At 42.7% G+C, this 25,562-nt stretch carries 25 protein-coding genes; 7 read left to right on the top strand and 18 right to left on the bottom strand.

Annotation, left to right across the window (positions count from 1 at the left end; genetic code table 11):
- Position 1 precedes the first annotated feature (1 nt).
- The 11 genes from F893_RS14195 to F893_RS17560 form a co-directional block, all read right to left on the bottom strand.
- Positions 2-364: a 5-carboxymethyl-2-hydroxymuconate Delta-isomerase gene (locus F893_RS14195; protein ID WP_034436289.1), complete on the bottom strand. Its 363-nt coding sequence runs from the start codon at positions 362-364 to the stop codon at positions 2-4.
- A gap of 136 nt (positions 365-500) precedes the next feature.
- Positions 501-848, bottom strand: a complete 348-nt coding sequence (locus tag F893_RS14200) for a zinc ribbon domain-containing protein YjdM (protein WP_004281737.1) — start codon at positions 846-848, stop codon at positions 501-503.
- Positions 849-972: 124 nt separating this feature from the next.
- Positions 973-1,419, bottom strand: coding sequence for an SRPBCC domain-containing protein (locus F893_RS14205; RefSeq protein WP_004281736.1), 447 nt, complete (start codon positions 1,417-1,419; stop codon positions 973-975).
- A 243-nt stretch (positions 1,420-1,662) separates the two neighbouring features.
- Positions 1,663-2,052, bottom strand: coding sequence for a ribonuclease E inhibitor RraB (locus tag F893_RS14210; protein ID WP_004281735.1), 390 nt, complete (start codon positions 2,050-2,052; stop codon positions 1,663-1,665).
- Positions 2,053-2,313: 261 nt separating this feature from the next.
- Positions 2,314-3,246, bottom strand: coding sequence for an SNIPE associated domain-containing protein (locus F893_RS14215; protein ID WP_004281734.1), 933 nt, complete (start codon positions 3,244-3,246; stop codon positions 2,314-2,316).
- 585 nt (positions 3,247-3,831) lie between these two features.
- On the bottom strand, positions 3,832-4,497 hold the full coding sequence (locus F893_RS14220) for a pseudouridine synthase (protein ID WP_005252715.1): 666 nt from the start codon (positions 4,495-4,497) through the stop codon (positions 3,832-3,834).
- A gap of 84 nt (positions 4,498-4,581) precedes the next feature.
- Positions 4,582-5,295, bottom strand: a complete 714-nt coding sequence (locus F893_RS14225; protein ID WP_004281732.1) for an SIMPL domain-containing protein — start codon at positions 5,293-5,295, stop codon at positions 4,582-4,584.
- Between the two features lie 122 nt (positions 5,296-5,417).
- Positions 5,418-5,666, bottom strand: coding sequence for a DUF6868 family protein (locus F893_RS14230; protein ID WP_004281731.1), 249 nt, complete (start codon positions 5,664-5,666; stop codon positions 5,418-5,420).
- A gap of 529 nt (positions 5,667-6,195) precedes the next feature.
- A complete protein-coding gene (locus F893_RS14235; protein ID WP_004281730.1) occupies positions 6,196-6,459 on the bottom strand; it encodes a hypothetical protein in 264 nt (87 codons plus the stop codon).
- Positions 6,460-6,572: 113 nt separating this feature from the next.
- Positions 6,573-6,794 (bottom strand): hypothetical protein, encoded by a 222-nt coding sequence (locus F893_RS14240; protein ID WP_004281729.1) that lies wholly within the window; start codon positions 6,792-6,794, stop codon positions 6,573-6,575.
- 164 nt (positions 6,795-6,958) lie between these two features.
- The gene (locus tag F893_RS17560; RefSeq protein ID WP_004645925.1) at positions 6,959-7,102 is read right to left on the bottom strand and encodes a zinc ribbon-containing protein; all 144 of its coding nucleotides are present in this window, start codon (positions 7,100-7,102) and stop codon (positions 6,959-6,961) included.
- Between the two features lie 559 nt (positions 7,103-7,661).
- Between F893_RS17560 and F893_RS14245 the strand changes: the two genes are divergently transcribed.
- Positions 7,662-8,813 carry an IS4-like element ISAbe18 family transposase gene (locus F893_RS14245; RefSeq protein WP_004646736.1) on the top strand — a complete coding sequence of 384 codons (1,152 nt, stop codon included), beginning with the start codon at positions 7,662-7,664 and terminating at the stop codon, positions 8,811-8,813.
- 71 nt (positions 8,814-8,884) lie between these two features.
- Here F893_RS14245 and acnD read toward each other — a convergent pair whose 3' ends face one another.
- Positions 8,885-11,503 (bottom strand): Fe/S-dependent 2-methylisocitrate dehydratase AcnD, encoded by a 2,619-nt coding sequence (gene acnD, locus F893_RS14250; protein WP_004281727.1) that lies wholly within the window; start codon positions 11,501-11,503, stop codon positions 8,885-8,887.
- Positions 11,504-12,017: 514 nt separating this feature from the next.
- Here acnD and F893_RS14255 point away from each other — a divergent pair.
- Both F893_RS14255 and F893_RS14260 read left to right on the top strand, forming a co-directional pair.
- Positions 12,018-14,150 carry a multicopper oxidase family protein gene (locus F893_RS14255; RefSeq protein ID WP_005252718.1) on the top strand — a complete coding sequence of 711 codons (2,133 nt, stop codon included), beginning with the start codon at positions 12,018-12,020 and terminating at the stop codon, positions 14,148-14,150.
- A 114-nt stretch (positions 14,151-14,264) separates the two neighbouring features.
- Entirely contained in the window at positions 14,265-14,990 is a 726-nt protein-coding gene (locus F893_RS14260; RefSeq protein WP_004281725.1) for a CAF17-like 4Fe-4S cluster assembly/insertion protein YgfZ, read from the top strand.
- A gap of 51 nt (positions 14,991-15,041) precedes the next feature.
- Here the strand turns inward: F893_RS14260 and F893_RS14265 are convergent, their stop codons facing one another.
- Positions 15,042-15,287, bottom strand: coding sequence for a hypothetical protein (locus F893_RS14265; protein WP_004645929.1), 246 nt, complete (start codon positions 15,285-15,287; stop codon positions 15,042-15,044).
- Positions 15,288-15,550: 263 nt separating this feature from the next.
- Between F893_RS14265 and F893_RS14270 the strand changes: the two genes are divergently transcribed.
- Entirely contained in the window at positions 15,551-16,348 is a 798-nt protein-coding gene (locus F893_RS14270; RefSeq protein ID WP_005252721.1) for a tetratricopeptide repeat protein, read from the top strand.
- 83 nt (positions 16,349-16,431) lie between these two features.
- Here F893_RS14270 and F893_RS14275 read toward each other — a convergent pair whose 3' ends face one another.
- The 3 genes from F893_RS14275 to F893_RS14285 form a co-directional block, all read right to left on the bottom strand.
- Entirely contained in the window at positions 16,432-17,358 is a 927-nt protein-coding gene (locus F893_RS14275; RefSeq protein ID WP_004281722.1) for an AEC family transporter, read from the bottom strand.
- A gap of 60 nt (positions 17,359-17,418) precedes the next feature.
- A complete protein-coding gene (locus tag F893_RS14280) occupies positions 17,419-18,528 on the bottom strand; it encodes an NADH:flavin oxidoreductase/NADH oxidase (protein WP_005252724.1) in 1,110 nt (369 codons plus the stop codon).
- 92 nt (positions 18,529-18,620) lie between these two features.
- Positions 18,621-19,889: a carbohydrate porin gene (locus F893_RS14285; protein ID WP_005252726.1), complete on the bottom strand. Its 1,269-nt coding sequence runs from the start codon at positions 19,887-19,889 to the stop codon at positions 18,621-18,623.
- A 399-nt stretch (positions 19,890-20,288) separates the two neighbouring features.
- Here F893_RS14285 and mutM point away from each other — a divergent pair, with 399 nt between their 5' ends.
- Positions 20,289-21,149 carry a bifunctional DNA-formamidopyrimidine glycosylase/DNA-(apurinic or apyrimidinic site) lyase gene (gene mutM, locus F893_RS14290; RefSeq protein ID WP_005104147.1) on the top strand — a complete coding sequence of 287 codons (861 nt, stop codon included), beginning with the start codon at positions 20,289-20,291 and terminating at the stop codon, positions 21,147-21,149.
- Positions 21,146-21,430, top strand: a complete 285-nt coding sequence (locus F893_RS14295; protein ID WP_004281718.1) for a peptidylprolyl isomerase — start codon at positions 21,146-21,148, stop codon at positions 21,428-21,430. The genes mutM and F893_RS14295 overlap by 4 nt, the downstream gene beginning before the upstream one ends.
- Before the next feature lie 104 nt (positions 21,431-21,534).
- On the opposite strand, the gene mscL is transcribed toward F893_RS14295, so the two are convergent.
- Both mscL and typA read right to left on the bottom strand, forming a co-directional pair.
- On the bottom strand, positions 21,535-21,972 hold the full coding sequence (mscL, locus tag F893_RS14300; RefSeq protein ID WP_005252728.1) for a large conductance mechanosensitive channel protein MscL: 438 nt from the start codon (positions 21,970-21,972) through the stop codon (positions 21,535-21,537).
- 177 nt (positions 21,973-22,149) lie between these two features.
- On the bottom strand, positions 22,150-23,988 hold the full coding sequence (typA, locus tag F893_RS14305; protein WP_004281716.1) for a translational GTPase TypA: 1,839 nt from the start codon (positions 23,986-23,988) through the stop codon (positions 22,150-22,152).
- 174 nt (positions 23,989-24,162) lie between these two features.
- On the opposite strand from typA, the gene F893_RS14310 reads away from it, so the two are divergent.
- Positions 24,163-25,533, top strand: a complete 1,371-nt coding sequence (locus tag F893_RS14310) for a uracil-xanthine permease family protein (protein ID WP_004281715.1) — start codon at positions 24,163-24,165, stop codon at positions 25,531-25,533.
- The last annotated feature ends 29 nt before the right edge of the window (positions 25,534-25,562 follow it).

Consider the following 25,562-nt stretch of genomic DNA (forward strand, 5'->3'; position numbering starts at 1 on the left):
TTCAGATAACAGCTTTACGATAAGTCTGCTTTGGCATTTCAATGATTTCGACACAAAGCTGTATTTTTAATTCAGGTTGTGGCGCAATATATTGCTGCATCACGTCGAGCACCAATTCGGAAATCGCCTGACGAACTTCGACACTGCGCCCACTCAACAGTGAAACTTTGGCATGCACATAGGCCTGATCTGTAACAGCATTCAGTCCAATCACATAATCCCGCTGCATAATCGCACGACTTTTTAAATCATTGGGATCAGTGACATGGCCGGTGTTAAAAAGTGCCTGATGGATCGCGACCAATAAAGGTTTGATCTCGATATGTTGCAGATTGTCAGAATATTCCAGATGCAGGTGCGGTATTAAAGTGGTCTCAAATCGAAAACGTGAGGATCAGAGCGGCAGGAAAATAATCAGCCCAGAATTTCAGTAATAATGAGAATAATACGATACATCAACCGTATTATTCTCTCGTCAGAATTTTAGTCTAGGGCTAAATTTAAGCTTTCTTTACATATTCTGATTTCAGTTTCATCGGGCCGATTCCCTCGATTTTACAATCAATATCATGCCCATCGGCAGCATCAGGCAGCAAACGGATATTTTTTACCTTGGTGCCCACTTTCACCACTGAAGATGAACCTTTGATTTTCAGGTCTTTAATCACCGTTACGCTATCACCGTCCGCCAGCACATTGCCGTTGGCATCCTTAATGATCACTTGTTCTTCAGTGACTTCACCTTCTTTCCACTCGTGTTCGCATTCAGGACAGATCAGTAGATCGCCATCTGCATAAGTATATTCAGATTGACATTTTGGACAGTTTGGACAGTTTGGCAGATCCATAAGAACCTCGAAAAAAAGAGAAAAATAAAATAAATGAAACAAATAAGCGCACAGTATAGCATCTTTGTCTGGAGCACTCATGGATAGGACATTGGGATGAAACCTACACAGGAGATCGAAGGAATTAATTGTCTGCAATCTGGGGATTAACCAGCAAAGATAGGAGTTGCAGTGATTCCTGCCAGCTCAAATGACACACCGCTGGCGGCACCACATCCGGATAACCCACCTGAATAATATGCAAACCGGTACCGATTGACACTTTTTCAAAGATGATCGTCACCTCTATTTCACCCTGCAATTCCGGGGTAGAGAACTGATCGGTATAGCGCAGCAGCTGATTGGGAATGACCTCATGATAAATGCCATGAAAATGATGCTGGGTCCCGGTAGAAAAATTGGTAAAGGTGGTTTTATAGCTGCCGCCGGGTTTGACTTCCGCATGTTCTACTTTGGCAATAAAGCCATGTGGTGCCAGCCATTTGGCCAGTGCATCCGGATGCACAAAGGCACGATACACCCGCTCCGGTGGTGCACTGAACACACGATGCATTTTTAAGGTGTAACTCATTTTTTCTTGTCCTTTGTTCTTATTATTTTTTTATTGCGGGATATTCCCTACATTTATTGTGACTAAATCATCAGCCTGAGTTAAGTACTCATTTGAGTTATTTTATCCAGTTTTGAGCTGGCTATATATAATGAGTATGTATCTATACTCAAGCTCAAATCTTCGTGTAGCAATTAAATAGAGCAATAAAAAAACCCGGCAGCACCGGGTCTCTTATTTTAAATGTTTTAAATACAAGCATGATCAGCTACTACGCAGGCTGCTCTCTTCGTCATCCAGCTCATCATCATAGACATAGGCCATGCAGCCCCAGCCATCATATTCGCCCTGAAATTGTGCAGCGATTTTGCTGAACCATTGTTCCAGATCCACGATATCTTCGTAGGCAGGCTCCATATACACATAAATCGTGATAATCCATTCCAGGGTATCGCTTTCTTCGTCCTGAAACAGGCTGATTTTTTGCTCTTCTTTTAATAGATGCAAGGCACAGCGATCTGCCTGCGCTTCATCCGCAAAGGCAATCGAAAATTCAATTTCGTGCGCTTCTTGCAAGTCGTCGCCATCCTGATGCATTTGCCACAGTACATTGCCATTTTCATCGTCAGGGAATTGATTGTAATCACGTGACATAGAAGTATCCTTATTATGATGCTGTTTTATTCTGCATTTAAGATTAGCTGATTTTTGTACAATTATCGAGATACAGACAAAAAATATTATCTTTTAACCATAAATAAACATATGATTTTTATAAATATAAAAATAAGTAAGGGGATCAATATATTCGAGATTCCTCAAGGCCAAAAATCCTGAAAAATATCAGGATTTAAACCAACTTATAGCATTCAGAATACTCTGGTAAAAATCTTCTAGACCTATGAATGTCATGATCTACGCGATGTGTGGATGCAGATGGTCTTGTTTCAGTTGCAAAAGCAGCGCAGCAAACTTGAGTTCCTCTAGACGCAGATCAAGATAGGATTCCCGAATCATCGCCTGACTCAGTGCCTGCCCGGTATAATTCAGCAAGACATAATCATCCTTTAAGGCTTGCAGCATCTCGCCTAGATTTTCTGTGCTTAATTGAGAGAGATATAAATCTGCCTTACAGTTGAAAGCCAGACTAAGGATTTCAATAGTACTTCGACGGCGATTGTCGTCGACATAATTACAGCTCGCCACCTGCTGTGTTTCTATGGCCTGTTGAATTCTGTCACGGACATTGCGTAAATGCCGAACCGCATCCGTTTCGCTATAACCCTCAATCAGCTGCTCTAAAACCTGTGTTGCGGGAAGCTGCAAGCCGAAGCGCTGGGCCTGTATTTTATGCTCTAAAGCACTCAATACCTCTTGCAAGCGATGCTGTTGTTTGGCCTGTTCATAATAACCGTGCAAACTTTGTCGGGCCTCCTGCTCAACCTCGGCCACGGCCTGCGCCTGAAACTGGGCAAGATAATCTTTTACTCTTGCGATATAGGCTTTGAGATCATCGATCATGATCGAAGCATCCAGCTTGGTCGCTTCAACAAAGTTTTCGGCCTGCAAAGTCCGGTTAATAATATATTGCTCGATATCCCAGATATCCTGATATTTTTTATATTTATTCAGCGCAATGTTTAAACTGCCATTCTGTACCCGCAGTTGGGTGATTTCATAATTCAATTCATCAACTTGAGTTTCATAATCTGCCAATTTGCTGCGGGAATGATCCAGATTTTCCTGTAAAAACTGAATATTGCTGCGTAATGAAGCCTGTACCTTCAAGCTCCATAGCAATGCACATATTGAAATACTCGCGAGAACGAAGAGAGCCATACTGAGCATCGTTCTTTCCTTTAACCCCGGGCAGCGCCCTAAACCATCAAATTAAAAATTTATTATAAAGTAATGATTGATTTTGCATCACTTCAGCCAGATAAGCAAAGCCATTGATCACCACTAAGTCATTCATTCATTTTATTTTTCTACAAAATTTTTATGTGAAAGTCATGTAGGACAGACTGCTTTCCGGCTCAAATCAAATCTATTCTGAAACAACTTACGATATTTTTTATATCAAAGGATATAATTTGAAAGTTTAAAAATAATGAAAGGAAAATTAAAAAACCATAAAAATAAAGGCATCAGGCCTATAGTGGGAGATAAAAGAATAAAAATTCTCTAGGCTCATCATCAAGAGATAAACCGAACATTAAAAATTTATGTGCGGTAGTGACAACCGATCAGGCAATGGATCAGTAGAAAATTTCATTTGAACATGCTTGTAAAGCTACTCATCTCCAAGCTACTATCGAAATAAATTCTCACACTTTTTATTCGGGTTGCCCAGTTTAAGGGCTTGAACCTCATTATATTTATGAGCTTAAAAAGCATGTGTCCGGTTGAATCTAACTATTAAGCAGAATCAAATTAGAACGGTATGGCTGCCTTAATTTCGACCGGGACACCACTCAAAGGCTGGGTAAAAGCCAGATAACTGGCATGCAAGGCCATACGATTTAAAGGACTGCGCTGGGGTTCAGGATGATAAATTTTGTCGCCAGTAATGGGATGACCAATATGCAGCATATGGACGCGAAGCTGGTGGGAACGGCCGGTAATGGGGGTCAGTAACACCCGACTAATGTCTTGCTGAGGTAGATATTCTAATGCCTGATACAGGGTTTTGGCAGCCTTGCCCAGTTCAAAATGCACCATCTGACGCGGACGGTTTTCCCAGTCGGTAATCAAAGGCACTTCGACGCTGCCCTCACCTTCGAGTTTGCCTTGTACCAGCGCGACATAATTTTTAAGTACCGTGCGTGCCTGAAACATTTTACTCACCGCCACTTCTGCATCGCGGTGTTTGGCAAACATCAAAATACCTGAAGTGGCCATATCCAGACGATGGGTAATTTTGGCCTGCGGATATTTATCCAGCACACGTAAATAGGCACTGTCATGATGCTCAGGTAAACGCCCTGGAACTGACAATAATCCGGCCGGCTTTTCAATCACCACCAGATCATCGTCTTCATAAACAATATGCAGCGGTTCTTGCGGTGGACAATAGACAAAGTCGTTATTGATGGGCATTTTAAGGGTACAGCATCTGGAACAATGCGCGCAAAATAACAAGCGGCTTCTAGGCTGTCAATTACCGTGCTTGACCAGCTCAGCTTAATCTGCCAGATAATAATCGACCGTCGAGACTACACGCACTTTCTTCAAATACGGGGTATTGCTGTCGCGATCTTCAATACTAAACAGCCCCTGATTGGCGGACTTGATTTTGCCCAGACTGCTTTTTGAATCTGCCGCAAATTTTTCGGCTACACTGCGCGCATTTTCGGTGGCCTGTTCAATCATCGCCGGCTTGATGTCATTCAGCTTGGTAAATAAATATTCCGTTCTTTGTCCAGAATCATCTCCGGCAAAGGCAATGCCTTTTCGACCCAAAGCCACCAGACGACTTTGTGCCGCACGCACTGCATCTATTTTATGGGTATAGACTGTAATGGTCTGGCTGGCGGTGTAACGTAGCGCGACATTGGCATCCCCGCCATATTGCTGGGCGTATTTATCGGTGATACTCGGTGAAGCACTGGTAATTTCTTCCGTGCTAAATCCTTCATTTTTTAAGAAGGTCTGAATTTCCTGGGTATTGGTTTGCATGGTATCGTACAATTCGGCCAAATCCTGACTGCCGGCATTAAAGCGGATTGGCCATACCGCCACATCGGCTTTGACTTCGCGTTCCGACAAGCCTTTGACCGAAACTATACGTTCATACTGTTTAATTTTCAGCGCGCTATTGCCCAGAATCCATCCTGTAATAATCATTCCCAAGCCGATCAAGGCGCCTAAAATCAGGGCCGGTTTGAATTGATTCATCCTTCAACTCCTTTGAAATCTTTTTTCGTTCTTATTGATCCTGCCACGCTATCAAGTAGCGATAAAATGATACTAATTCAATCTTATTTTTATCACTCGAAGATTCAATCACAACATCGTACTTAACCTTGATTTATCAGATAGATTGCAATTAACGGCGTCAGGTTAAACAGCAGAATCCCAATTTTATAGAGCGCCATCCCTGAATAATGAATCACATCGAAACTGGTATCTGACAGCTGAAACCATTTTCCATGCACCTGTTTCATCCAGTTTCGGGCAAAGACAAAGACCACGAACCAGATCATGAGAATGACATAATTGATCAGTGTGCAAAACAGTAAAAAGCGACACCAGATATCGAGATTCATGAGGATTCCCCTAAGGGGCAGCTGATGTTTTAAAATAACAGATCATGTTGAGAAATGAAGGGCTTATTTGTATCTTGCGCAGCTAGATATTTTTCTTAAATTTATGATTTATATTTATTTTAATTTTTTATTCTGCGTATATTACTAGAGAATTTTTTAGGGTGTTGGGAAAACTCGCAATGGTTTACTTCAACTATCATTCTTTGTAAGACCTGATCTTATAGCCTATAAACTTTTGGTCTATAGCGTCCTAAGCCGGATCGAGACCTTTTGGGTTCGTACTGCACTCGCGTTTTGCGCCGCTCACAGCATGCTACTCTTTCCGATCCCATCACACCCTTGAAAGCTATATTAGGCAAAGATGGACGGGATTAATTTCCTATGTTTTTTTAATTTCGATTAAATCTGAAAATTTATTTCACTATTAACCCCAATATAGAGAAATAAATTCCATTTCTTATTTTTTACGCTTTTTTATTCGCCAAAATGAGACTTTATTGCAATTTATATTCAGGAAATAATTACTATTTTATTGAAAGAATGTTCCCTGAATCCATTGCGCACTAAACCACCAGGCACTGATCGCTGACATCCCGCACAGAAGATTGGCCAAGACCTTGTTGAGCCTGGTCAGTTCAGAACTATAAATTTTCAGATTAAGCAGATAAGCGATCACAGCGTAAAACGAGCCAATCGCGCCCCCAAAAAGAATCAGGATCAGCGGCCATGCAGAATAGAAATGGGCTTTTTTATCTAATTTTCCTGATTCTGGCGCGTGCTGTTGAATATCCATAGGTGATAGCCCTCTTTTTAATATATGCACTTGCACTATTTCTAGGCAGATATTTATCCTTTAGAAAATATTTGCCTTCTAGGACTTTCACTGAAGCAAGAAGCAGACCAGTTTTAACGTACAAAAAGCTGTCGGGTATGATGATTGATATAGGCATTTAGCCCATCCCCATATTGAGCGAGCTGTTTCATGTTTTCGACATGCTGATAACTGGCACTGCTATAGCTATAGGTATAAACTTTCGAGGTTTTTTTGAATTGAACGCGAATAAACTCGTTACCAATCTCGTAATTGGCAACACCTGAGTCGTGATTAAGATCAAGATAATGTTGCAATTGAGCTGCCCTAAATACTTTGAATCTAGAGTTTTAGATGGGGTTTTATTGATTATTTTTCAATCAATCTTAAACTATAAATAGGGATGTTTAAATAGCAAAAAGCCCTATCGAGTAATAGGGCTTTCATTCAAAACAGAGGGTAACTGTTTGAGTTGTTTTGCTTAGGCATTCTTATTGTTAAATTGATTGCCTTGGCATTTGGTACACGGTGGTAAACGATCAGTACCAATTTCTAAGTAGGTGCGGTGTCCGCATTGAACACAAAAATAGAAGCCTGTTCCGGGTTTTTCGCCAGCAGTAACCATCTTTGTTCTCCATGGTTTTAGAAATGGTCTGACTAGTATAACCCTCTGGTAATGAATGTCTATTGTCCATTTTTGTAAATGATAGTGTCGTTTGGGCAAAGTAGTATTTCTAATTATTATTTAGTAACTTATTAATTAAGTGATAATTTATTATTTTTTTCAAGTTAACTAGTTTAATAACATTGAGATAAGTGATGCATAAGGCCAAGTATAGCGCAGTGCGTTAATACAAAATTATCACCATAGCCATATGAAATTTTATATTCCCTTAAAGTTATAGACGTCTTTAATCATTGAGGAAGCTCAATTGCTTAAGTTTAAAAAGAAAAGTACCTGTTTGTATTTTCTTGATAAAGACATTAATGCTCTAAATAAAAACCCCACTTCACAGTAGGGTCTTTTTTAAACAATATCAACAACTTTAATCCACTCCAACCCTCCTTAAAAAAGTAGGGAGTTCCCCACTGCTGTCCCATAGTTTGCTTTAAATAAAAAAACCTGAGTCCTAACAGTTAAAATATGAGTGCAAACAAACACTTTAACGACCAGGATTCAGGTTTTGTCACATCAGAATACCGTATTTCATGAGCTAATTAAACCTGTTGTGCGACAGGATTTTGAACAACTTGCTAAAGTACACCATGTTGGACAGAAATTTAGAGCGGCTTCCCGGTGGGATCAGTTTATTGCCATATTGATGTCTCAATTCTCTTGTAGACAAAGTCTGAGAGATATTCAATCCAATTTGGAGTGCCAACAGGAAAAGCTAAGTCATCTCGGAGCAAAGTCTATTCCCCGAAGCACGCTGGCACGAATCAATGAGCAGCAGCCTGCTGCCTTGTATCAACAGCTATTTTACAAGTTGCTTAAATACTATGAACACTCAAAAGTAGCTCATAAATTTCGCTTTAAGAATCCCTTGTATTCCTTGGATGCCAGTCATATTGACCTGTCGCTTTCCTTATGTGAATGGGCCAAAGTTCACGACTCAAAAGCCAGCATGAAACTCAGCATAGGATTGAATCACAGCAATGATATTCCTGAGTTTGTTGCAGTTGAAAATGGCAAAGAAAATGACATGGTACAAGGCCGCAAATTCCAGTTTCCTGCTGGCAGCATTGTAGTTTTTGATAAAGGCTATGTCGATTACCAATGGTATGCAAATCTGACTGCTCAAAACATTGGATTTGTCACACGTTTTAGGCCTAAATCTGTGTATCAGGTGATCCAGCAACATCCAGTGCTTGAATCCAAAGGTATTCTAAAAGATGAAACCATTCAGCTGAATAGCGCACATGCCCTAAAAAGAAAAGCCCCAGTGTTAAGAAGAATTGAATATAGAGATCAGCAAAGTGGCAAGCACTTTAGCTTTCTCAGCAATAACTTTCATTTAGCCGCCTCCACCATTGCGGCGATTTATAAAGATCGTTGGAAAGTTGAGCTGTTCTTTAAGGCGATTAAGCAGAATCTCAAATTAAAAGCGTTTCTAGGCCGCAGCAGGAACGCAATTCAGACACAAATCTGGATTGCGATGATCGCCTATTTATTGGTGAGTTTCGCTCAACATTTAGGGAAAACAGGTTGGACAGTTCAACGTTTACTCAGAATAATTCAAGTGAATTTGTTTGAAAGAAGAACTTTAAAAGCTTTATTTTCACCCGATAAAATACCCATAAAACAAGAGGAAGCTCAAATGAGCTTCCTCTTGTGAAAAATTGTGGGACAGCAATGGGGAGTTCGCCTCTTTTTCAAAGAGGGGCTAGGGGTGATTAAAAAAAAAGATTAAGCCACATTTCCTTCCAAGAAATCCTGTGCAAAGCGCTGTAATACCCCACCCGCTTCATACACATGTACTTCTTCTTCAGTATCCAGACGACAAGTGACTGGAACTTCAATAATCTGGTTCTTACCATCATCGGTTGAACGCTCAATCACTAAAGTTAAAGTCGAACGTGGCGCAATATTACCAATCACGCTATACAGCTCTGTACCATCAAGACCTAAAGTCTTACGATCTGTACCCGGCTTAAACTCAAGCGGCAACACGCCCATACCGACCAGATTGGTACGATGAATACGCTCAAAACCTTCAGCGACAATTGCTTCTACACCTGCCAGACGTACACCTTTCGCTGCCCAGTCACGACTCGAACCCTGACCATAATCCTTACCAGCAATAATAATCAACGGCTGTTTACGGTTCATGTAGATTTCAATCGCTTCCCACATCCGCATTACTTCGCCTTCAGGTTCCACACGCGCTTTCGAACCCTGCTTGATCGTGCCGTCTGAACGCACTACCATCTCATTAAACAGTTTCGGGTTGGCAAAAGTCGCACGTTGCGTCGTGAGGTGATCACCGCGATGCGTTGCATAAGAGTTAAAGTCTTCCTCAGGCACGCCCATTTTTTTCAGGTATTCACCTGAAGCACTGTCAAGCACAATGGCATTCGATGGTGACAAATGGTCGGTGGTGATGTTATCGCCCAAGATCGCCAGCGGACGCATATTCGATAATGTACGCGGTGCAGCCAAAGCCCCTTCCCAATACGGCGGACGACGGATATAGGTACTTTGTGGACGCCAGTCATACAGCGGACTTGTTGCTTTTTCATTCACACCCAAGTCGAACATCGGAATATAGATTTTTTTGAATTGTTCTGGTTTTACAGCAACTTTCACCAGCGCATCAATTTCTTCATCCGATGGCCAGATATCTTTCAGATAAATCGGATTGCCGTCTTTATCGTTTCCTAAAGCATCTTTTTCGATGTCAAAACGAATCGTACCGGCAATCGCATAAGCCACCACTAAAGGCGGTGAAGCCAAGAATGCCTGCTTCGCATAAGGATGGATACGTCCATCGAAGTTACGGTTGCCCGAAAGCACCGCTGTTGCATACAGGTCACGGTCGATAATTTCTTGCTGAATTTTTGGATCGAGTGCACCCGACATCCCATTACAGGTCGTGCATGCATAGGCCACGATACCAAAGCCCAATTTTTCTAAATCTTTAAGTACGCCTGCTTCTTCCAAATATAAAGCAGCCGCTTTAGAACCCGGTGCAAAAGAAGATTTTACCCAAGGCTTACGGACCAAGCCCAATTCATTGGCCTTACGCGCCAGCAAACCGGCTGCCACCGTATTACGTGGGTTTGAGGTATTGGTACAAGAGGTAATCGCCGCGATAATCACCGCGCCATCTGGCATTAAGCCTTCTGCTTCTTGTGCGCGAGCAGCATCTAGATTACCGGCAATACCTTTTTCTTTCAGGTCAGAGGTTGATACACGTGCATGCGGATTCGATGGGCCAGCGATATTACGTGTCACAGTCGATAAATCGAAATGCAGCACACGTGGATATTCCGCTTGGGTCATATCCGATGCCCAAAGCCCGATCTCTTTGGCATAAGTTTCGACCAGTTTGACTTGCTCAGGCTCACGACCGGTCAAGGTCAGATAATCAATGGTGTTCTGGTCGATATAGAACATCGCAGCCGTTGCGCCATACTCAGGCGTCATGTTGGAAATCGTGGCGCGATCACCCACCGACATGCTGTCAGCACCTTCACCAAAGAATTCTAAATATGCGCCAACCACACGCTCTTTACGCAGGAATTCAGTTAATGCCAAGACGATATCCGTTGCGGTAATACCCGGCTTGCGCTGACCTACCAATTCCACACCAATGATATCAGGCAGACGCATCCAAGACGCACGACCAAGCATCACATTTTCAGCTTCAAGACCGCCCACACCAATTGAAATCACACCTAAAGCATCTGTATGTGGCGTATGTGAATCTGTACCGACACAGGTGTCCGGGAATGCCAGACCATCACGGTTTTGAATCACCGGAGACATTTTCTCCAGATTGATCTGGTGCATGATGCCATTGCCCGCAGGAATTACATCAACATTTTCAAACGCGGTTTTAGTCCATTCAATAAAATGGAAACGGTCTTCGTTACGACGGTCTTCAATGGCACGGTTTTTCTCAAAGGCATCCGGATCAAAACCACCAAACTCAACCGCCAGTGAATGGTCGACAATCAATTGAGTTGGAACTACCGGATTGACTTTAGACGGGTCACCGCCCTGTTCTGCAATCGCATCACGTAAACCGGCAAGGTCGACCAGTGCCGTTTGCCCCAAGATGTCATGACACACTACACGTGCCGGATACCAGGGAAAATCATGTTCCTGTTTACGCTCAATCAGCTGGCGTAAAGACTGTTCCAGAATGGCAGGATCACAACGACGCACCAACTGCTCTGCCAGGACTTTGGAAGTATAAGGAAGTTTGGCATATGCGCCTGGCTGAATATCTTCTACGGCCTGTCGCACGTCATAATATTCCAGCTGGGTGGATTGCAGCGGTTTACGGTAGTTGTTGTTCATAAGCTTGCCTGCCCTCGTTTATCTCTATTTTTATTCATCAATAGATATTGATGAGTTACTTTTGTAATAGCAGCATTGTACGCTGCACAAATAGCATTTCCCAAATTTTATATTTTTCAAATACTTAATTATAAAAATCGGTATTTTCGCAAGAATTTGTTACATAGACTTTAGAATTTTTGCTTTAAAGCGGTCTTTTGCTAAAAAAATCTGAATAATTCGCCTCATTCTTTAGTCTTATGTTGCAAAATATTTCTCTAAATTTTTATTTTATTATTAATATAAACCACTAATATCATTAATAAATAATTAATTTTATTTGCATTTTTCTAAAGATAAAAAAATATAGTCTCCCTGGTTTTCCTAGGCCTGTCCTGCCGCCGCATTTAGCAAAATTTCAATCCCCTAATTTGGGATAGCAGATTTTCCAAAACTATCAGAAGCTCAGTGTGACGCATATCACATTATTCGTAATCCTCACATTAAAACAATAACCATAACAGGCAGAACTGAAATGTTGAAAATCGCAATATTCGGAGCTATAGCCGCCATTTTGACGCTCTTAGCTCGCGGTTGGGATGGAACAAAAAATCCATCGCCGCCGTCAAATCCCCCTAACCCGTCCCAACCCTCTCATCCCTCACACCCCACACCTCCACCCAAGCCATTACATCCCGTTCCGACAACATCAGACAGCTTGATTAGCAACCCACCCCTGTTACCGAAAAGTGCCAAAGGCAAATATGAGCTGATCGTGGCCTATAAGACTAACAAGCTCTATAACCCCAGAAACGGCTTATGGGATCAGGTGCTGCTGAGAGGCTATTTAACCAAACCCAGTTTATTTGATAAGAAAAAAACTGGTGAATATGTTGAGGATCAATTGGTCGGGCCACAGATTCGGGTCAAACAGGGTGAAACCATGGCGCTTAACCTGAATAACCAGCTTCCACCCGAGTCAGAAACAACCTGTCCAACTCATGTCGAGAATGTAAATGAACCACACTGCTTTAATACCACCAACCTGCATACCCATGGCTTCTGGGTCAGTCCTCAAGGCAATAGTGATAATGTTTTCCTGAAATTCAAACCTCAGGAAAAATTTGATTATGAGTTCAAAATGGAACCGAATCATCCTGCAGGGACTTACTGGTATCATGCCCATCTGCATGGCTCAACTGCTCTTCAGGTGTCGAATGGCATGGCAGGCCCATTGATTATTGAAGGCTCAAGAACACCAAAAGTCAAAAATGGCAAAGTCACTTCAACTGGAGATATGGATATTCTATGGAAAGAAAAAAACAGTTACCCCAACGAAAACATCCTGTTGTTCCAGCAAATCCAATATCGCTGTAGCAATCCCGATCCTAATGTCACATTTGCTGTTCCCAATAACTGTGAAGGTGAAGGTGTAGGCATGCTAGAAAATTATAATGACCTGTCTATTGGCGGCTTCTGGACCAACCAGAATTACTACACGTCTATCAACGGTAAAATTGTGGGAGAAATGAAGGTTGAACAGAATGTATTTAACCGCTGGCGCATGATTCATGGCGGTGTACGCGATACTATTGGTTTAATCATTAAGGAAATTCCTGACTCCAGTAAGTTTACTGCAGAGCAAACCATTAAAGCCTGTTCAGCCTATCAGGAGGCAGACAAGAAAGCTGAATTTGAGAAGCTGAATAGCCTGAATGTGCATACCATCGCGCAAGATGGCTTAACCATGAATCATGTACAGACCAGAACCCTGTCCATGTTCCATCCTGGTTATCGTCATGATGCAATGGTTGCCTTTCCGACCACCAATAGATACTGCCTTTTTGACACCAAATTGAATATCGATGATGAAATTAACGCGCCATTACCCAATGTAGGTCCTCAAATTGCTCCAAATCACCGCCTCAATGCCCAACTGCTTGGATGGGTCAATGTCAAAGCAGCCAAGACCAAAGCTCAGACTGCTGCACAGTTCCTGAAAGATCGGGCACAAAAAATTGGTTTAAGCAAAGACATCCAGACCCAGTTATCTCAGCTTAATCTTTCTGCGTTTAGTGATCATCCATCACTGATGACGCCGGAAATTGATAAAATAGTTGCTGCCCGACCAAAACAATATAGTGCTTTTTCGCTCGGCCCCGACCCTAGAACTGGCATATTTAAATTTGGCTTCCGACATAAAAAAGATGGAGATACACTGAGTTTTGGAGATTTCTTTGATGGAGATGGTTCAGTAGATGGCGAATATGTCCGTCAGTTACAAGTTGGACAGACTGATGAATGGGAACTGACCAGCGCTGGTTTTGGTGGTCATCCGTTCCATATTCATGTTAACCCGTTCCAGATTGTTAAAATTTTGAATCCTCAAGGTAAGGATGTCAGTGAGGCAGTAGCCCCAGAAGATCCGGTAAATCCAGTTCTGGATGATGTGCAATACCGTGGCATGAAAGGACAGTTTAAGGACACACTTTTTGTAAAACAAAACTATACCTATATTGTCCGCAGCCATTACAAGAAATTTGAAGGTGACTTCGTACAACATTGTCATATCCTTGACCATGAAGATCAGGGCATGATGGAAACCGTACGAGTCTGTGGAGGCAAATTCCCTTGTGATTCACCATTACCGGCTAGCCATCACCACTAAAGATCCGCTCACTAAAAGCCAATGATTTCGATTGTTGGCTTTTTTGTTTGCCTCTATTTGATGCTTGCTGCACAATAACTGCATTGATTTATAGTATTCAAACCGGGGCTTATTATGGCAGCGTCTCCTGCTTTTACATTGTTTAGTCTGAATGGTGTAGATGCACAAAAATTCCTTCAAGGTCAGGTGACTTTGAATACTGAAACTTTGGCGGAAAACCAGACACGCTATACTGCGATCTGCAGTCTGAAAGGACGCATTCAATTTGGCTTGTGGCTTAAAAAAATCAGTCCGGAAAGTTTTGAAATCGTCAGCACTGAAGATCAGGCTACGGAACTGACCAATCATATTAAAAAATTTGGTGCCTTTTCAAAAATGAAACTGGAACTGGTCGGTCCAGTTTATCCAGTCATCAATGGCATTCATACTGACTTTGTGGCGACTGAAACCGATGTGACGATGTGGGAACAGCAAGCCATTGAATCAGGTCAGGCCTGGATTCAGGCTGCCACTGCAACCCTGTTTCAACCACAAGAATTACGTTTGCATCAACGCGAAGGCATTCACTACGACAAGGGTTGCTATCTGGGTCAGGAAGTGATTGCGCGTTTATGGTTTAAAGCCAAGCCAAAACACTGGTTACATCTGGTTCAAGGCACAGGTGCCGCGCCTGATGTTGCGACCAAACTGAATAATGATGTTGAAATCGTCAATAGCATCGCGATTGAAAATGGTTATAAAGCGCTAGTCGTGGCAAAACCTGAAGCATTGGCTGAGCTAGGTCTCGAAGTTCTGGAGCTTCCTGAAGCTTTGAGCGGTGATGTAACGCGTCCGCAATAATCACTGCATAACTCATAAAAAAGCCAAGATAAAATTCTTGGCTTTTTTATTTTAGAAGCCATGAAACAGCTTGTTCATGTCTTTTACCACATAATCTTTAAAATGATAGGCCCGCGCATGTTTGGCATCAAACTTTGCCGTGAGTTCACCTTTTTGAAAGACATATACTCGGTCTTCCTGACTCATCAAAAACTCTGCACCAAGTTTCATCAGCAGCGCATCAATCTTGTCTTCATCGGCAATCGATTCATCAGCATTGATTCTGTCATAGTGACGTTTAATGGTTTTGACAAACATGGTTAAATCCTGGGAGTCTGATTCAAACCGAGATTTAATCAGAGAAGTCGGCTGAAGCAAAGTAATCCTTTTGATATCTGCAGGATTGATCAGAAACCTGTGCAAATCATGCATCGATTTAATCGGTATATTGTGCTTCGATGATTTGTATTTAGTGACAAATTGTATATTTACAAAGCACAAAATCCTTTTATGATGTAAGTGAAAATGATTAAAACGGCACCAAGGAATAAGGTGCCAGCAATAATAAGGTTATAGGAACCATGAAAAAATTAGTACTCGCTACAGTTCTTGCCCTTTCTGCGCAATTCGCTCTGGCAAATACCGTAAAAGATCAAGTCGATCCCCAATTCCAAAAAGTTGAGGCCATGGTCAAAGCCAATAATTTTAAAGGTGCCTATGACGCTTTGAATCAATTGGCCAGTCAGGGAAATGCCCAAGCTTTATATAACTTAGGCTATTTGACCCAAACCGGCCAAGGTACAACCAAGGACGAGAAAAAAGCCATTCAGCTTTACGAGCAGGCAGCCAGCAAAGGCTATCCGGTGGCCAATTATGTACTGGGTAAAAACTATGCAGCCGGCACACTCGGCCTCAAACAGGATTTGGCCAAAGCCAAACAGCATCTGGAACGCGCTTCAGCAGCCAAATTTGATGATGCCAGCATTGATCTGGCCATACTGCTATTTTCTGAAAATACGACAGCGTCAAATAAAGCCGGACTACAAAAGCTGCAACCGCTGATCAGCAAAGGCAATATGCAGGCCATTCATGCCAAAGCCTTATATGACATCAGCAGCGGTCTCAAAAACAAAGATGAAAAACCGATTCAGCAAGGCCTAAGCAGCATTCAGGAACTCGCCAAAAAAGGTTATATTCCGGCGCTGATGGCAGTAGGTAATATGTTTGCCAATGGCAGTATTGTTCCGCAAAATCTGCCAGAAGCTAAGAAAATCTTTGCTGCATTGGCGCAGCAAAATGTTCCGCAGGCCAAAGAGTCTTTGGCAGCGGTAGACAAAATGCTGGCTGAGCAGAAAAAAGCGCATGCGAAGAAAAGTTAAGTTAATTCCACAAAATTAAAATATAAAAAGCCCCATGCAATTTGGGGCTTTTTTTAGTAGCAGAGCATCCATCTGCTAAAAGATTATCCCCACCACAAGGCAATTAAGCCACTGGTCACGATAAAACCGACAATAGTACTCATCAACAATGGCGTTAAGGTTCGATCATTCAAACCATACGCCTGTCCCAGCATGCCAAAAATCGTCGGCATCGGCAAAGCTGCAATTAGCGTACCAGCATGGACCATTTCCTGACTTAAATCAGTTAACTGGCTCAGTCCCAGATACATCAATAACGGCATCATGATATTGCTGGAAAATACCAGATAGAAACTTTGCAGGTTGACATATTTCAGACTCATTCCCACGATCCCACCTCCAATGGCAAACAAGGCCAATGGTGAGGCCGTCTGACCAATCAAGGCAAAGACCTGATCGAGATAGACTGGAATTTTAATCTGGAAAACTGCACAGGCCATGCCCAGCATCACTCCCATAAATAAGGGATTCTTTAGCAAGGTCAGTAGCACACTTTTCAAAATGGCGCCAAGGTTCGCCTGATGTTGTGTGCCCAGCGCAGCCATGACCAGCACCAGCGGAATCAGCAACACGCTTTCAATGATGACCACCAGAGAGGTATAGGTCATCGCCTGTTGTCCGATCAATAAGCTAAGCACAGCTGTACCAATCAGCCCGGTATTTGACATTGCAGCACCCAGCGACAAGACTGCACTTTGCGAATGCGTATTCTGAAAATGACGGCGCATGATCCAGAAACCGCTACCATAGAGCAGTAAGGTCACGCTGCTATACACGGCAAAGTATTCAAAATACCAGATTTCATGCAGGTCTTTGGAGGCAAGGGACTGAAAGAACAGCAAGGGCAAGGCTACTTTAATCACAAAGGCACCGACCGTCCCCACCTGTTCTTTGTTTAACACTTGACTCTTTACAGTCAGATAACCCAGCGCCAACAATAAAAATATGGGCACAATGACCGCAAAAATCATAATGCAGTATCCTCTTGCCAGTGATATTCCATTATAAGAATTTCTGAGACTAAAGCAGTGTTAAAAAGGCTCAAACAGGTGATTCAAACCATGGGGTGCAGAGCGCAGATATTGCGGTGAAATCTTGATTTTTTCCTCAAGTGCTGCCGCTGCATGCCAAGGCCAATGGGGATCATAAAGAATGGCACGAGCCAGTGCGATAGCGTCGGCTTGGCCCTTTTGTAAAATATCTTCTGCCTGCTTAGCTTCAGTAATCAAACCGACGGCAATCACGGGAATATTCACGACTTTCTTGATCGCATCTGCAAAAGGCACCTGATAATTCGGCTTCACATCAATGTTCTGTTTGGCATGTAAACCGGCACTAGAAATATGAATATAGGCAGCACCCGCAGCTTCCAGTGCTTTGGACAATTCAATTGAAGAGTGAATGGTCCAGCTATCTGGCTGATCCATCCAGTCGCTGGCCGAAATACGCACTCCAATCGGATAACCGTCTGGAACCGCCGCCTTCATGGCTTGTAATACTTCCAGAGTCAGGCGCATCCGGTTCTCCAGTGAACCGCCATACTGATCATCACGTTTATTGGAAAGTGGTGACATGAACTGATGCAGTAAATAACCATGCGCTGCATGCAGCTCAATCAGGTCAAAACCAGCCTCAACTGCACGTTTGGCACTTTCTGCAAAGTCAGCAATGACCTGCTCAATTTCCAACTGGCTTAATGCCTTAGGTGGATGTTCATCGGCCTGAAAAGGAATATCACTGGCAGAAACAGTTTGCCAGCCATGTGCTTCATTCGGCTTAAACTGACCTTTACCTGCCCATGGTTTATCTGTGGAAGCTTTACGTCCGGCATGTGCGAGCTGAATGGCAAAAGGCATCGGGGAGATGGATTTGACTTTTTCTAGTAAAGTCTTGATCTGCTTTGCCTGTTCGTCATTCCATAACCCCAGATCGGCATAACTGATCCGGCCTTCTGGCTGTACCGCAGTCGCTTCGACGATACATAAACCTGCACCCGATAAGGCATAGTTAGCCCATTGCTGCTCGTGCCAATAGGTAATTTCCCCCTGCTCTGTTGCAGAGTACTGACACATCGGCGCAATTACGATTTTATTTTGAAGTTGCAGTGATCCAAATTGAATAGGTTGAAATAGTAATGCCACGCTGTATTTCCTCTTTTTATTGCACAGTTTCACTCTAGAAATAAAAACAGGCTCCCAAGAGCCTGTTTAGTTATAACGTGAACGATCAAACTTTAGAAGATGATTCGTGTAGTCAAACCGAGTACCAGTGCATCATCCACATTGTTGCTTGAACCTGGATTAATGACATATTGCAGGTTTGGACGCAGCATCAGCCACTTTGTTGTGTTATAGCTATAGTTCAGTTCAATATTGTATTCTGCATCAGCATTGAAAGCTGGCCGTGAATCAGCAAAGCGATCATTCACATGCACACGGTTGACCGCCAGACCTAAAATGTCGTTCGGTTGACTGTCCGCAAGACCGATATATTTCACACCGATTTGTTGTGAATTATCCACTTTATTGGTATCGCGGTCATGCCAGGTAAAGTTGGCAAATGAATGCAAACCCTGACGGCCCTGACCTGTAGACGTTAACTGTTGCTCTACAGCTAACCAGCCGGCAAAGGTACGGTTTTTGGCATCAGTAGGATTGGCAATATCCTTTTGGTTGGCAACATCATCGGCAGTATTGTACATCCCGCCGACACGGTAGCTGCCCGGCAAGCCATTCACCAATGATTTCGGCGTCCAGATTACTTCTGCCGGAATCGTCACGCCATCGGCATGGTCGGTATCCAGACTCCAGCCCTGACCTTCTTTAGCGCCATTACCATTATCTGGATTAAACTCATACACACCGACTTGTACTGCAAGTTCAGGATTGAGTTGCTGCTTCACGCGCGCACCCCATTGTGCTACAGGCGTATTCATCCAGATATTGCCCTGCCATTTTCCCATTTGCGCTGCACAAAATGCAGTACTGGCAAAATCACAAGCCATGACATTAAAGTCCATGCCCAGACCAAGACGACCCGCCTTAATACTGAGTCCCTGCTCTTTATAATTCTTTTCAATAGACAGCTCGCTCAGACGGCTATCCTGATTACCACGTCCGAAAGTACCTTGTACATTGGCCAGTTGCGGTGCACTAGGATCCTGCAAGTCACGGACAGAGGTACTTTGACCCTGACGTGCACTCATCACGGCACGTACGGTGACGCCATTCCATCCTGCCAGCTTTTCCATGTCCAGTTGAGTACCTAGCCATAATTGGGCAGAAGTTAATGGATCTGCGCCCTCATTACGACCACCATCAGCAAGATAGGCGGTATCGGTTAACAGATTGGCTTCAAATTTAATTCCCTGTTGGGCCAGTTCTGTACGTTGACCATTCCAGTCACCCAGTAAATATTGACCTTGTGGATCAAATGCAGATTCCGCTTGAGCGGTTGTCATGGCAGCCATTAAAGGCAATAGAGCTAGACCTAAATATTTCATGTAAAACCTAAACATTCGGAGAGAAAAACAAGCAAGGTTTTTAAATTGCTATTAGGTGCATGAATTTACATAACTTTTCATACAAATTCCCAGCATTTTTTTTATTACTCATTAAACTTTTAGTTATGTCTTAAACATAAAAATATAATTTTTATTTAAAAAATCTTAAATTATTTATATATTTTTCATCAGCTTATAATGTATTGATAATTTCCATTCGATTTACTTCTAAGAAAATTCGCTATAAAAACATAGAAACCCAGTTTATTCTTTAAGCAATTACAGCTTAAATAAATATGAAATACCCAGTCATTTTCCAGCGATTTCACCCAGATTAACGCTTGCAATCCCAGCCAATTCACCCAATATTAGCTGCATCTCCCTCGCCACTGATGTGTTATGCCTGAATTACCAGAAGTTGAAACCACCAAAACCAGTTTATTGCCTTTATTAGAGCAACGCGTAAAACGTGTTGAAGTACGTCAGTCAAGTTTGCGCTGGCCTATTCCGGAGAATATAGAAAAGCTGGTGGGGCAAAAATTACTGAAGCTCACTCGCCGTTCTAAATATATTCTGGCGGAGTTTGAACACGACACCATGCTCTGGCATTTAGGCATGTCGGGGAGTTTCCGTCTATGCGAGAGCAATGAAGAATTACGCAAACATGACCATCTAATCATTCAGTTTGAAGATATCGAACTGCGTTATCATGATCCTCGCCGTTTTGGCTGCATTCTTTGGCTGGATGCACAATCACAAAGCAAATTGATCGATACGCTGGGGCCAGAGCCCTTAAGCGAGAACTTTAATGCCAAGTATTTATTTGAAAAATTGAAGAATAAAAATGTTGGCACCAAAGTTGCAATTATGGATAACCATGTGGTGGTGGGCGTAGGCAATATTTATGCGACTGAAAGTCTGTTTAATCTGGGGATTCATCCGGCGCAACCGGCCTCGACTTTAAGCTTGATGCAGATTGAAAAGTTAGTGCTGGAAATTAAGCGCATTTTGAAACAGGCAATTGATCTGGGTGGTTCAACCTTAAGAGACTACACCAATGCCATGGGCGAAAATGGCTATTTTCAGCAAACCCTGCTAGCTTATGGCCGTGCCGGTGAAATGTGTGTGAACTGCGAGACCACGCTTGAAAATATTAAATTGGGGCAACGGGCTTCAGTTTTTTGTCCTGAATGCCAACCTTTGAAAAAGATCCATCTCCCTGTCAAAAAAGTGTCAACTGTACGAGGGAAAAAGTCATGAAAACAGCCATTGTGCGTCATATTCTGGTTAAAGATAAAGAAACCGCTGAGCAGCTTAAAAAGAAGATTTTAAGTGGTGCCGACTTTAATAAAATCGCAAAACAGTATTCAACCTGTAATTCTGCCAAACGTGGCGGTGAGCTAGGTGAAGTGAAGAAAGGCCAACTGGTTCCAGTGATTGATAAACTGGTATTTACTGCCGCTGAACGTGTATTACATGGCCCGGTTAAAAGCCAGTTTGGTTTTCATTTGGTCGAAATTAAGTTTCGGATGGATTTTTAAGCAATATTCCGCAAGGGGATGGAGGTTATTTTATTCTTAAAGAAATAGTTTCACCTCCCCCTAACCCTCTCCTAAAAGGAGAGAGAAAATTTTGATACACTGAATTATGCTTGTGGACGCTTTTTCAATTCATCACGAATTTCACGCAGTAATTCAATATCGGCTGGGGTAGTCGGAGTTTCCTCGACTGGGCCTTCTTGTTTACGTAAACGGTTCATGAACTTCACCAATAAAAATACGACCCAAGCCAAGATTAAGAAATTAATTAAAATCGTTAAAAAGTTACCGTAAGTCAGTACATTCACACCCGCCTTAGTCAAAGCATCCAGAGATTGTAAATTGTCTGGGTTTCTTCCCAAGATAAAGAATTTTTGCGTAAAATCGACGCCACCACCGGTGATCACGGTAATTAGAGGCATAATGATGTCTTTCACCAATGAATCGATGATCTTGCTAAAAGCACCACCGATAATGACACCAATCGCCAGATCCATCATGTTGCCTTTGATCGCAAACTCTTTAAATTCTTGAATAATGCTCATAACTGCTCCCATATGTTATTTTCAAGTTTTGGGTCAAATTATACCTGAATAAATACTTTTAATTTTGACTTAGTTTAATGCGTTTTAGTAAATTATGATTTAAGCATAACGTAAATATAAAAAAACCGTAATCTTCGAAAAGATTACGGTTTTTGAAAACCCGAAATAATCTAGCGATTATTTACCTGAACGGTTACGTTTACGTTCGTTTTCAGTCAAGAAACGCTTACGGATACGGATTGACTTAGGTGTTACTTCTACTAGTTCATCATCTTCAATAAACTCAAGCGCTTGCTCAAGCGTATATTCAATCGCAGGAACCAGCGTTAACGCATCGTCAGTACCAGAAGCACGTACGTTCGTTAACTGTTTTGCTTTAGTCGGGTTAACTGTCATGTCGTCTGAACGAGAGTTAATACCGATGATCATACCTTCATAAACTTCTAACTGTGGTTTCGCGAATAGACGACCACGGTCTTGAAGTGTGAACAGTGCATAGCCCAGGCAAGTACCTTGAACCATAGAAATCAGTACACCGTTTTGACGTTTCGCAACAGTACCTTGCTTCATTGGACCGTAGTGCGAGAAGCTAGACGTCATGATCCCTGTACCAGAAGTCATGGTCAGGAATTCAGAACGGAAACCAATCAGACCGCGTGAAGGAACAGTTGCCTCAATACGGATACGGCCTTTACCGTCAACTTCCATATTGGTCATTTCGCCTTTACGATGACCCATTTGTTCCATTACAGCGCCTTGGTGCTGTTCTTCAACGTCAAAAGTAACGTTTTCGTATGGCTCTTGTTTTTCACCATCAATTTCTTTAATGATTACTTGTGGACGAGATACGCCCATTTCGAAACCTTCACGACGCATGTTTTCAATCAGAACTGAAAGGTGAAGTTCACCACGACCAGATACTTTGAAACGGTCTGGACTATCAGTATCTTCAACACGTAATGCTACGTTGTGAATCAATTCGCGGTCTAGACGTTCACGGATATTACGTGAAGTTACGAACTTACCTTCTTTACCAGCAAACGGTGAGTTGTTTACCTGGAATGTCATCGATACTGTAGGTTCATCTACAGACAATGGAGGTAAAGCTTCAACATTTTTCGGATCACAGATGGTGTCAGAAATGTTGAGTGCATCGATACCCGTTACACAAACGATATCGCCTGCAGAAGCTTCTTCAACGTCAACGCGATCTAGACCATGATAACCCATGATTTTTAAGATACGGCCGTTACGTGTTTTGCCATCTTTATCGATTACAGTTACTTGTGTGTTTAATTTCACTGAACCACGCTGGATGCGACCAATACCGATAACGCCTACGAAGCTGTTATAGTCAAGTGAAGATACTTGCATTTGGAATGGACCATCAACGTCAACCGCTGGTGGTTCAACGATGTCTACGATCGTTTGGAACAACGGAGTCATATCTTCAGCAAGTTCTTCTGGAGAAGGACCAGCCACACCACGAAGGCCTGAAGCATAAACAACTGGGAAGTCTAACTGTTCGTCAGAAGCACCTAAGTTGTCGAACAAATCGAATACTTGGTCAATTACCCAGTCTGGACGCGCGCTTGGCTTGTCCACTTTGTTAATAATCACGATTGGTTTCAAACCACGTGCGAACGCTTTTTGCGTTACGAAACGAGTTTGTGGCATCGGGCCTTCTTGTGAGTCTACAAGAAGAAGTACGCAGTCAACCATCGACATTACACGTTCAACTTCACCACCGAAGTCGGCGTGTCCCGGGGTGTCCACGATGTTAATGCGGTATTCAGTATTGGTACGTTCATCTAACCATTTGATTGCAGTGTTTTTTGCAAGAATGGTAATACCACGTTCGCTTTCAATAGCGCCAGAATCCATGACACGCTCGATCTCACCCGCGCGATCACCGAGAGCACCTGATTGTTGCAAAAGTTTGTCTACAAGAGTGGTTTTACCATGATCGACGTGCGCAATAATGGCGATGTTACGGAGAGTTTTAATATCTGACATGTAAATTCAATGCGTATGTAATTTGAGGGCAAATTATACAGAAAAATACAAAACTTTTATAGTCACTGTAACCACACTCCTCAACTTTTTTTGCCCAGTTGGGGCTTTTTTGATTTTGTAAAGACGTGTAACTCGATTAGAATAGCGCCACCCAGCCTTAATTTGCATTGACACATGTCTGATTTTAATCAATCTCCTCCTTCTAAAGATCAACTCGACCTGGTATATGGTCTGGAAGATCGACCAAAACCACTGATTGCTTTTTTAGCTGCATTCCAGCATTTATTAGCGATTATTGTCCCGATTGTGACTCCTGGCCTGCTGATTTGTTTAGCGCTCGGTGTTTCCAAAGAAGACACCAACATGATTTTGTCCATGTCCTTGGTGATCTCGGGCATCGCAACTTTTTTACAGTCTAAAAAAGTCGGACCTTTTGGTGCCGGTCTGCTGATTGTCCAAGGAACCAGCTTTAACTTTATCGGTCCAATTATTGGTATTGGTTCAGCCATGGTGGCTGCAGGTACACCTGTAGAAGCAGTAATGGCTTCTATTTTTGGTGTGGTGATTGCAGGTGCATTTATTGAAATGGGCGTGTCACAAATTCTGCCTTGGATCAAAAAACTGATTACACCGCTGGTGACCGGAATTGTCGTGCTGCTGATTGGTTTGACCTTAATTAAAGAAGGTTTAATCAGTATGGGCGGTGGTTATCAGGCCATGAGCGATAAAACTTTTGCCAATGCTGACAACCTGATCATGTCTTGTACCGTCTTGGCGTTGATTATTATTCTGAACCGTATCCGGATTACCTGGGTAAAAAGTTCTGCCATTTTGATCGCCCTAATCTGTGGTTATGTTCTGGCGGGCTTTATGGGGCATCTGGATTTCTCTGGTCTAAAAGATGCACCGTTGGTACAGATTCCAACCCCAATGCATTTCGGTTTAAGCTTCTCCTGGAGCCTGTTTATTCCAATGGCATTCATTTATCTGGTGACGTCTTTAGAAGCGATTGGTGATATCACTGCGACTTCAAAGCTTTCCAACCAGCCAGTTGATGGTCCAAAATGGATGCAGCGCATTAAAGGTGGTGTACTGGTGAATGGCGCGAATTCATTCCTTGCCGGTATTTTTAACACCTTCCCGAGTTCAGTATTTGCACAGAACAATGGTGTGATTCAGCTAACAGGTGTAGCGAGCCGTTATGTCGGCATCTGGATTGCTGCTTTGCTGGTTATTCTTGGTTTGCTGCCTGCAGTTGCTGGTATTATTCAGGCCGTTCCACAAGCGGTACTGGGTGGTGCAGTGATGGTGATGTTTGGGGCAGTCGCAGCCTCTGGTATTAACATCCTGTCTGGTGTTCATTTGGACCGTCGTGCCCTGCTGATCATTGCGATTTCACTGGCGCTGGGTTTAGGTGTTGCACAAGTTCCACAAATTCTTGAGCATCTTCCTGAGTTATTCCGTAATATCTTTAGCTCAGGCGTTGCTACTGGTGGTATCGCTGCCCTTATTCTGAATGTAGTACTTCCTGAAACAAAGAAGTAATTTCATGTCCAAAGAACACTGTCTAGGTC

Source organism: Acinetobacter sp. CIP 102136, from assembly GCF_000369685.1.
GTDB classification, from domain to species: Bacteria; Pseudomonadota; Gammaproteobacteria; order Pseudomonadales; family Moraxellaceae; genus Acinetobacter; species Acinetobacter fasciculus.

Bases quoted from the DNA above. Each gene is read 5' to 3' on its own strand.
- F893_RS14200 (WP_004281737.1), bottom strand. From the start codon at position 848: ATGGATCTGCCAAACTGTCCAAACTGTCCAAAATGTCAATCTGAATAT.
- F893_RS14205 (WP_004281736.1), bottom strand. From the start codon at position 1,419: ATGAGTTACACCTTAAAAATGCATCGTGTGTTCAGTGCACCACCGGAG.
- F893_RS14210 (WP_004281735.1), bottom strand. From the start codon at position 2,052: ATGTCACGTGATTACAATCAATTCCCTGACGATGAAAATGGCAATGTA.
- F893_RS14215 (WP_004281734.1), bottom strand. From the start codon at position 3,246: ATGCTCAGTATGGCTCTCTTCGTTCTCGCGAGTATTTCAATATGTGCA.
- F893_RS14220 (WP_005252715.1), bottom strand. From the start codon at position 4,497: ATGCCCATCAATAACGACTTTGTCTATTGTCCACCGCAAGAACCGCTG.
- F893_RS14225 (WP_004281732.1), bottom strand. From the start codon at position 5,295: ATGAATCAATTCAAACCGGCCCTGATTTTAGGCGCCTTGATCGGCTTG.
- F893_RS14230 (WP_004281731.1), bottom strand. From the start codon at position 5,666: ATGAATCTCGATATCTGGTGTCGCTTTTTACTGTTTTGCACACTGATC.
- F893_RS14235 (WP_004281730.1), bottom strand. From the start codon at position 6,459: ATGGATATTCAACAGCACGCGCCAGAATCAGGAAAATTAGATAAAAAA.
- F893_RS17560 (WP_004645925.1), bottom strand. From the start codon at position 7,102: ATGGTTACTGCTGGCGAAAAACCCGGAACAGGCTTCTATTTTTGTGTT.
- acnD (WP_004281727.1), bottom strand. From the start codon at position 11,503: ATGAACAACAACTACCGTAAACCGCTGCAATCCACCCAGCTGGAATAT.
- F893_RS14255 (WP_005252718.1), top strand. From the start codon at position 12,018: ATGTTGAAAATCGCAATATTCGGAGCTATAGCCGCCATTTTGACGCTC.
- F893_RS14260 (WP_004281725.1), top strand. From the start codon at position 14,265: ATGGCAGCGTCTCCTGCTTTTACATTGTTTAGTCTGAATGGTGTAGAT.
- F893_RS14265 (WP_004645929.1), bottom strand. From the start codon at position 15,287: ATGTTTGTCAAAACCATTAAACGTCACTATGACAGAATCAATGCTGAT.
- F893_RS14270 (WP_005252721.1), top strand. From the start codon at position 15,551: ATGAAAAAATTAGTACTCGCTACAGTTCTTGCCCTTTCTGCGCAATTC.
- F893_RS14275 (WP_004281722.1), bottom strand. From the start codon at position 17,358: ATGATTTTTGCGGTCATTGTGCCCATATTTTTATTGTTGGCGCTGGGT.
- F893_RS14285 (WP_005252726.1), bottom strand. From the start codon at position 19,889: ATGAAATATTTAGGTCTAGCTCTATTGCCTTTAATGGCTGCCATGACA.
- mutM (WP_005104147.1), top strand. From the start codon at position 20,289: ATGCCTGAATTACCAGAAGTTGAAACCACCAAAACCAGTTTATTGCCT.
- F893_RS14295 (WP_004281718.1), top strand. From the start codon at position 21,146: ATGAAAACAGCCATTGTGCGTCATATTCTGGTTAAAGATAAAGAAACC.
- mscL (WP_005252728.1), bottom strand. From the start codon at position 21,972: ATGAGCATTATTCAAGAATTTAAAGAGTTTGCGATCAAAGGCAACATG.
- typA (WP_004281716.1), bottom strand. From the start codon at position 23,988: ATGTCAGATATTAAAACTCTCCGTAACATCGCCATTATTGCGCACGTC.
- F893_RS14310 (WP_004281715.1), top strand. From the start codon at position 24,163: ATGTCTGATTTTAATCAATCTCCTCCTTCTAAAGATCAACTCGACCTG.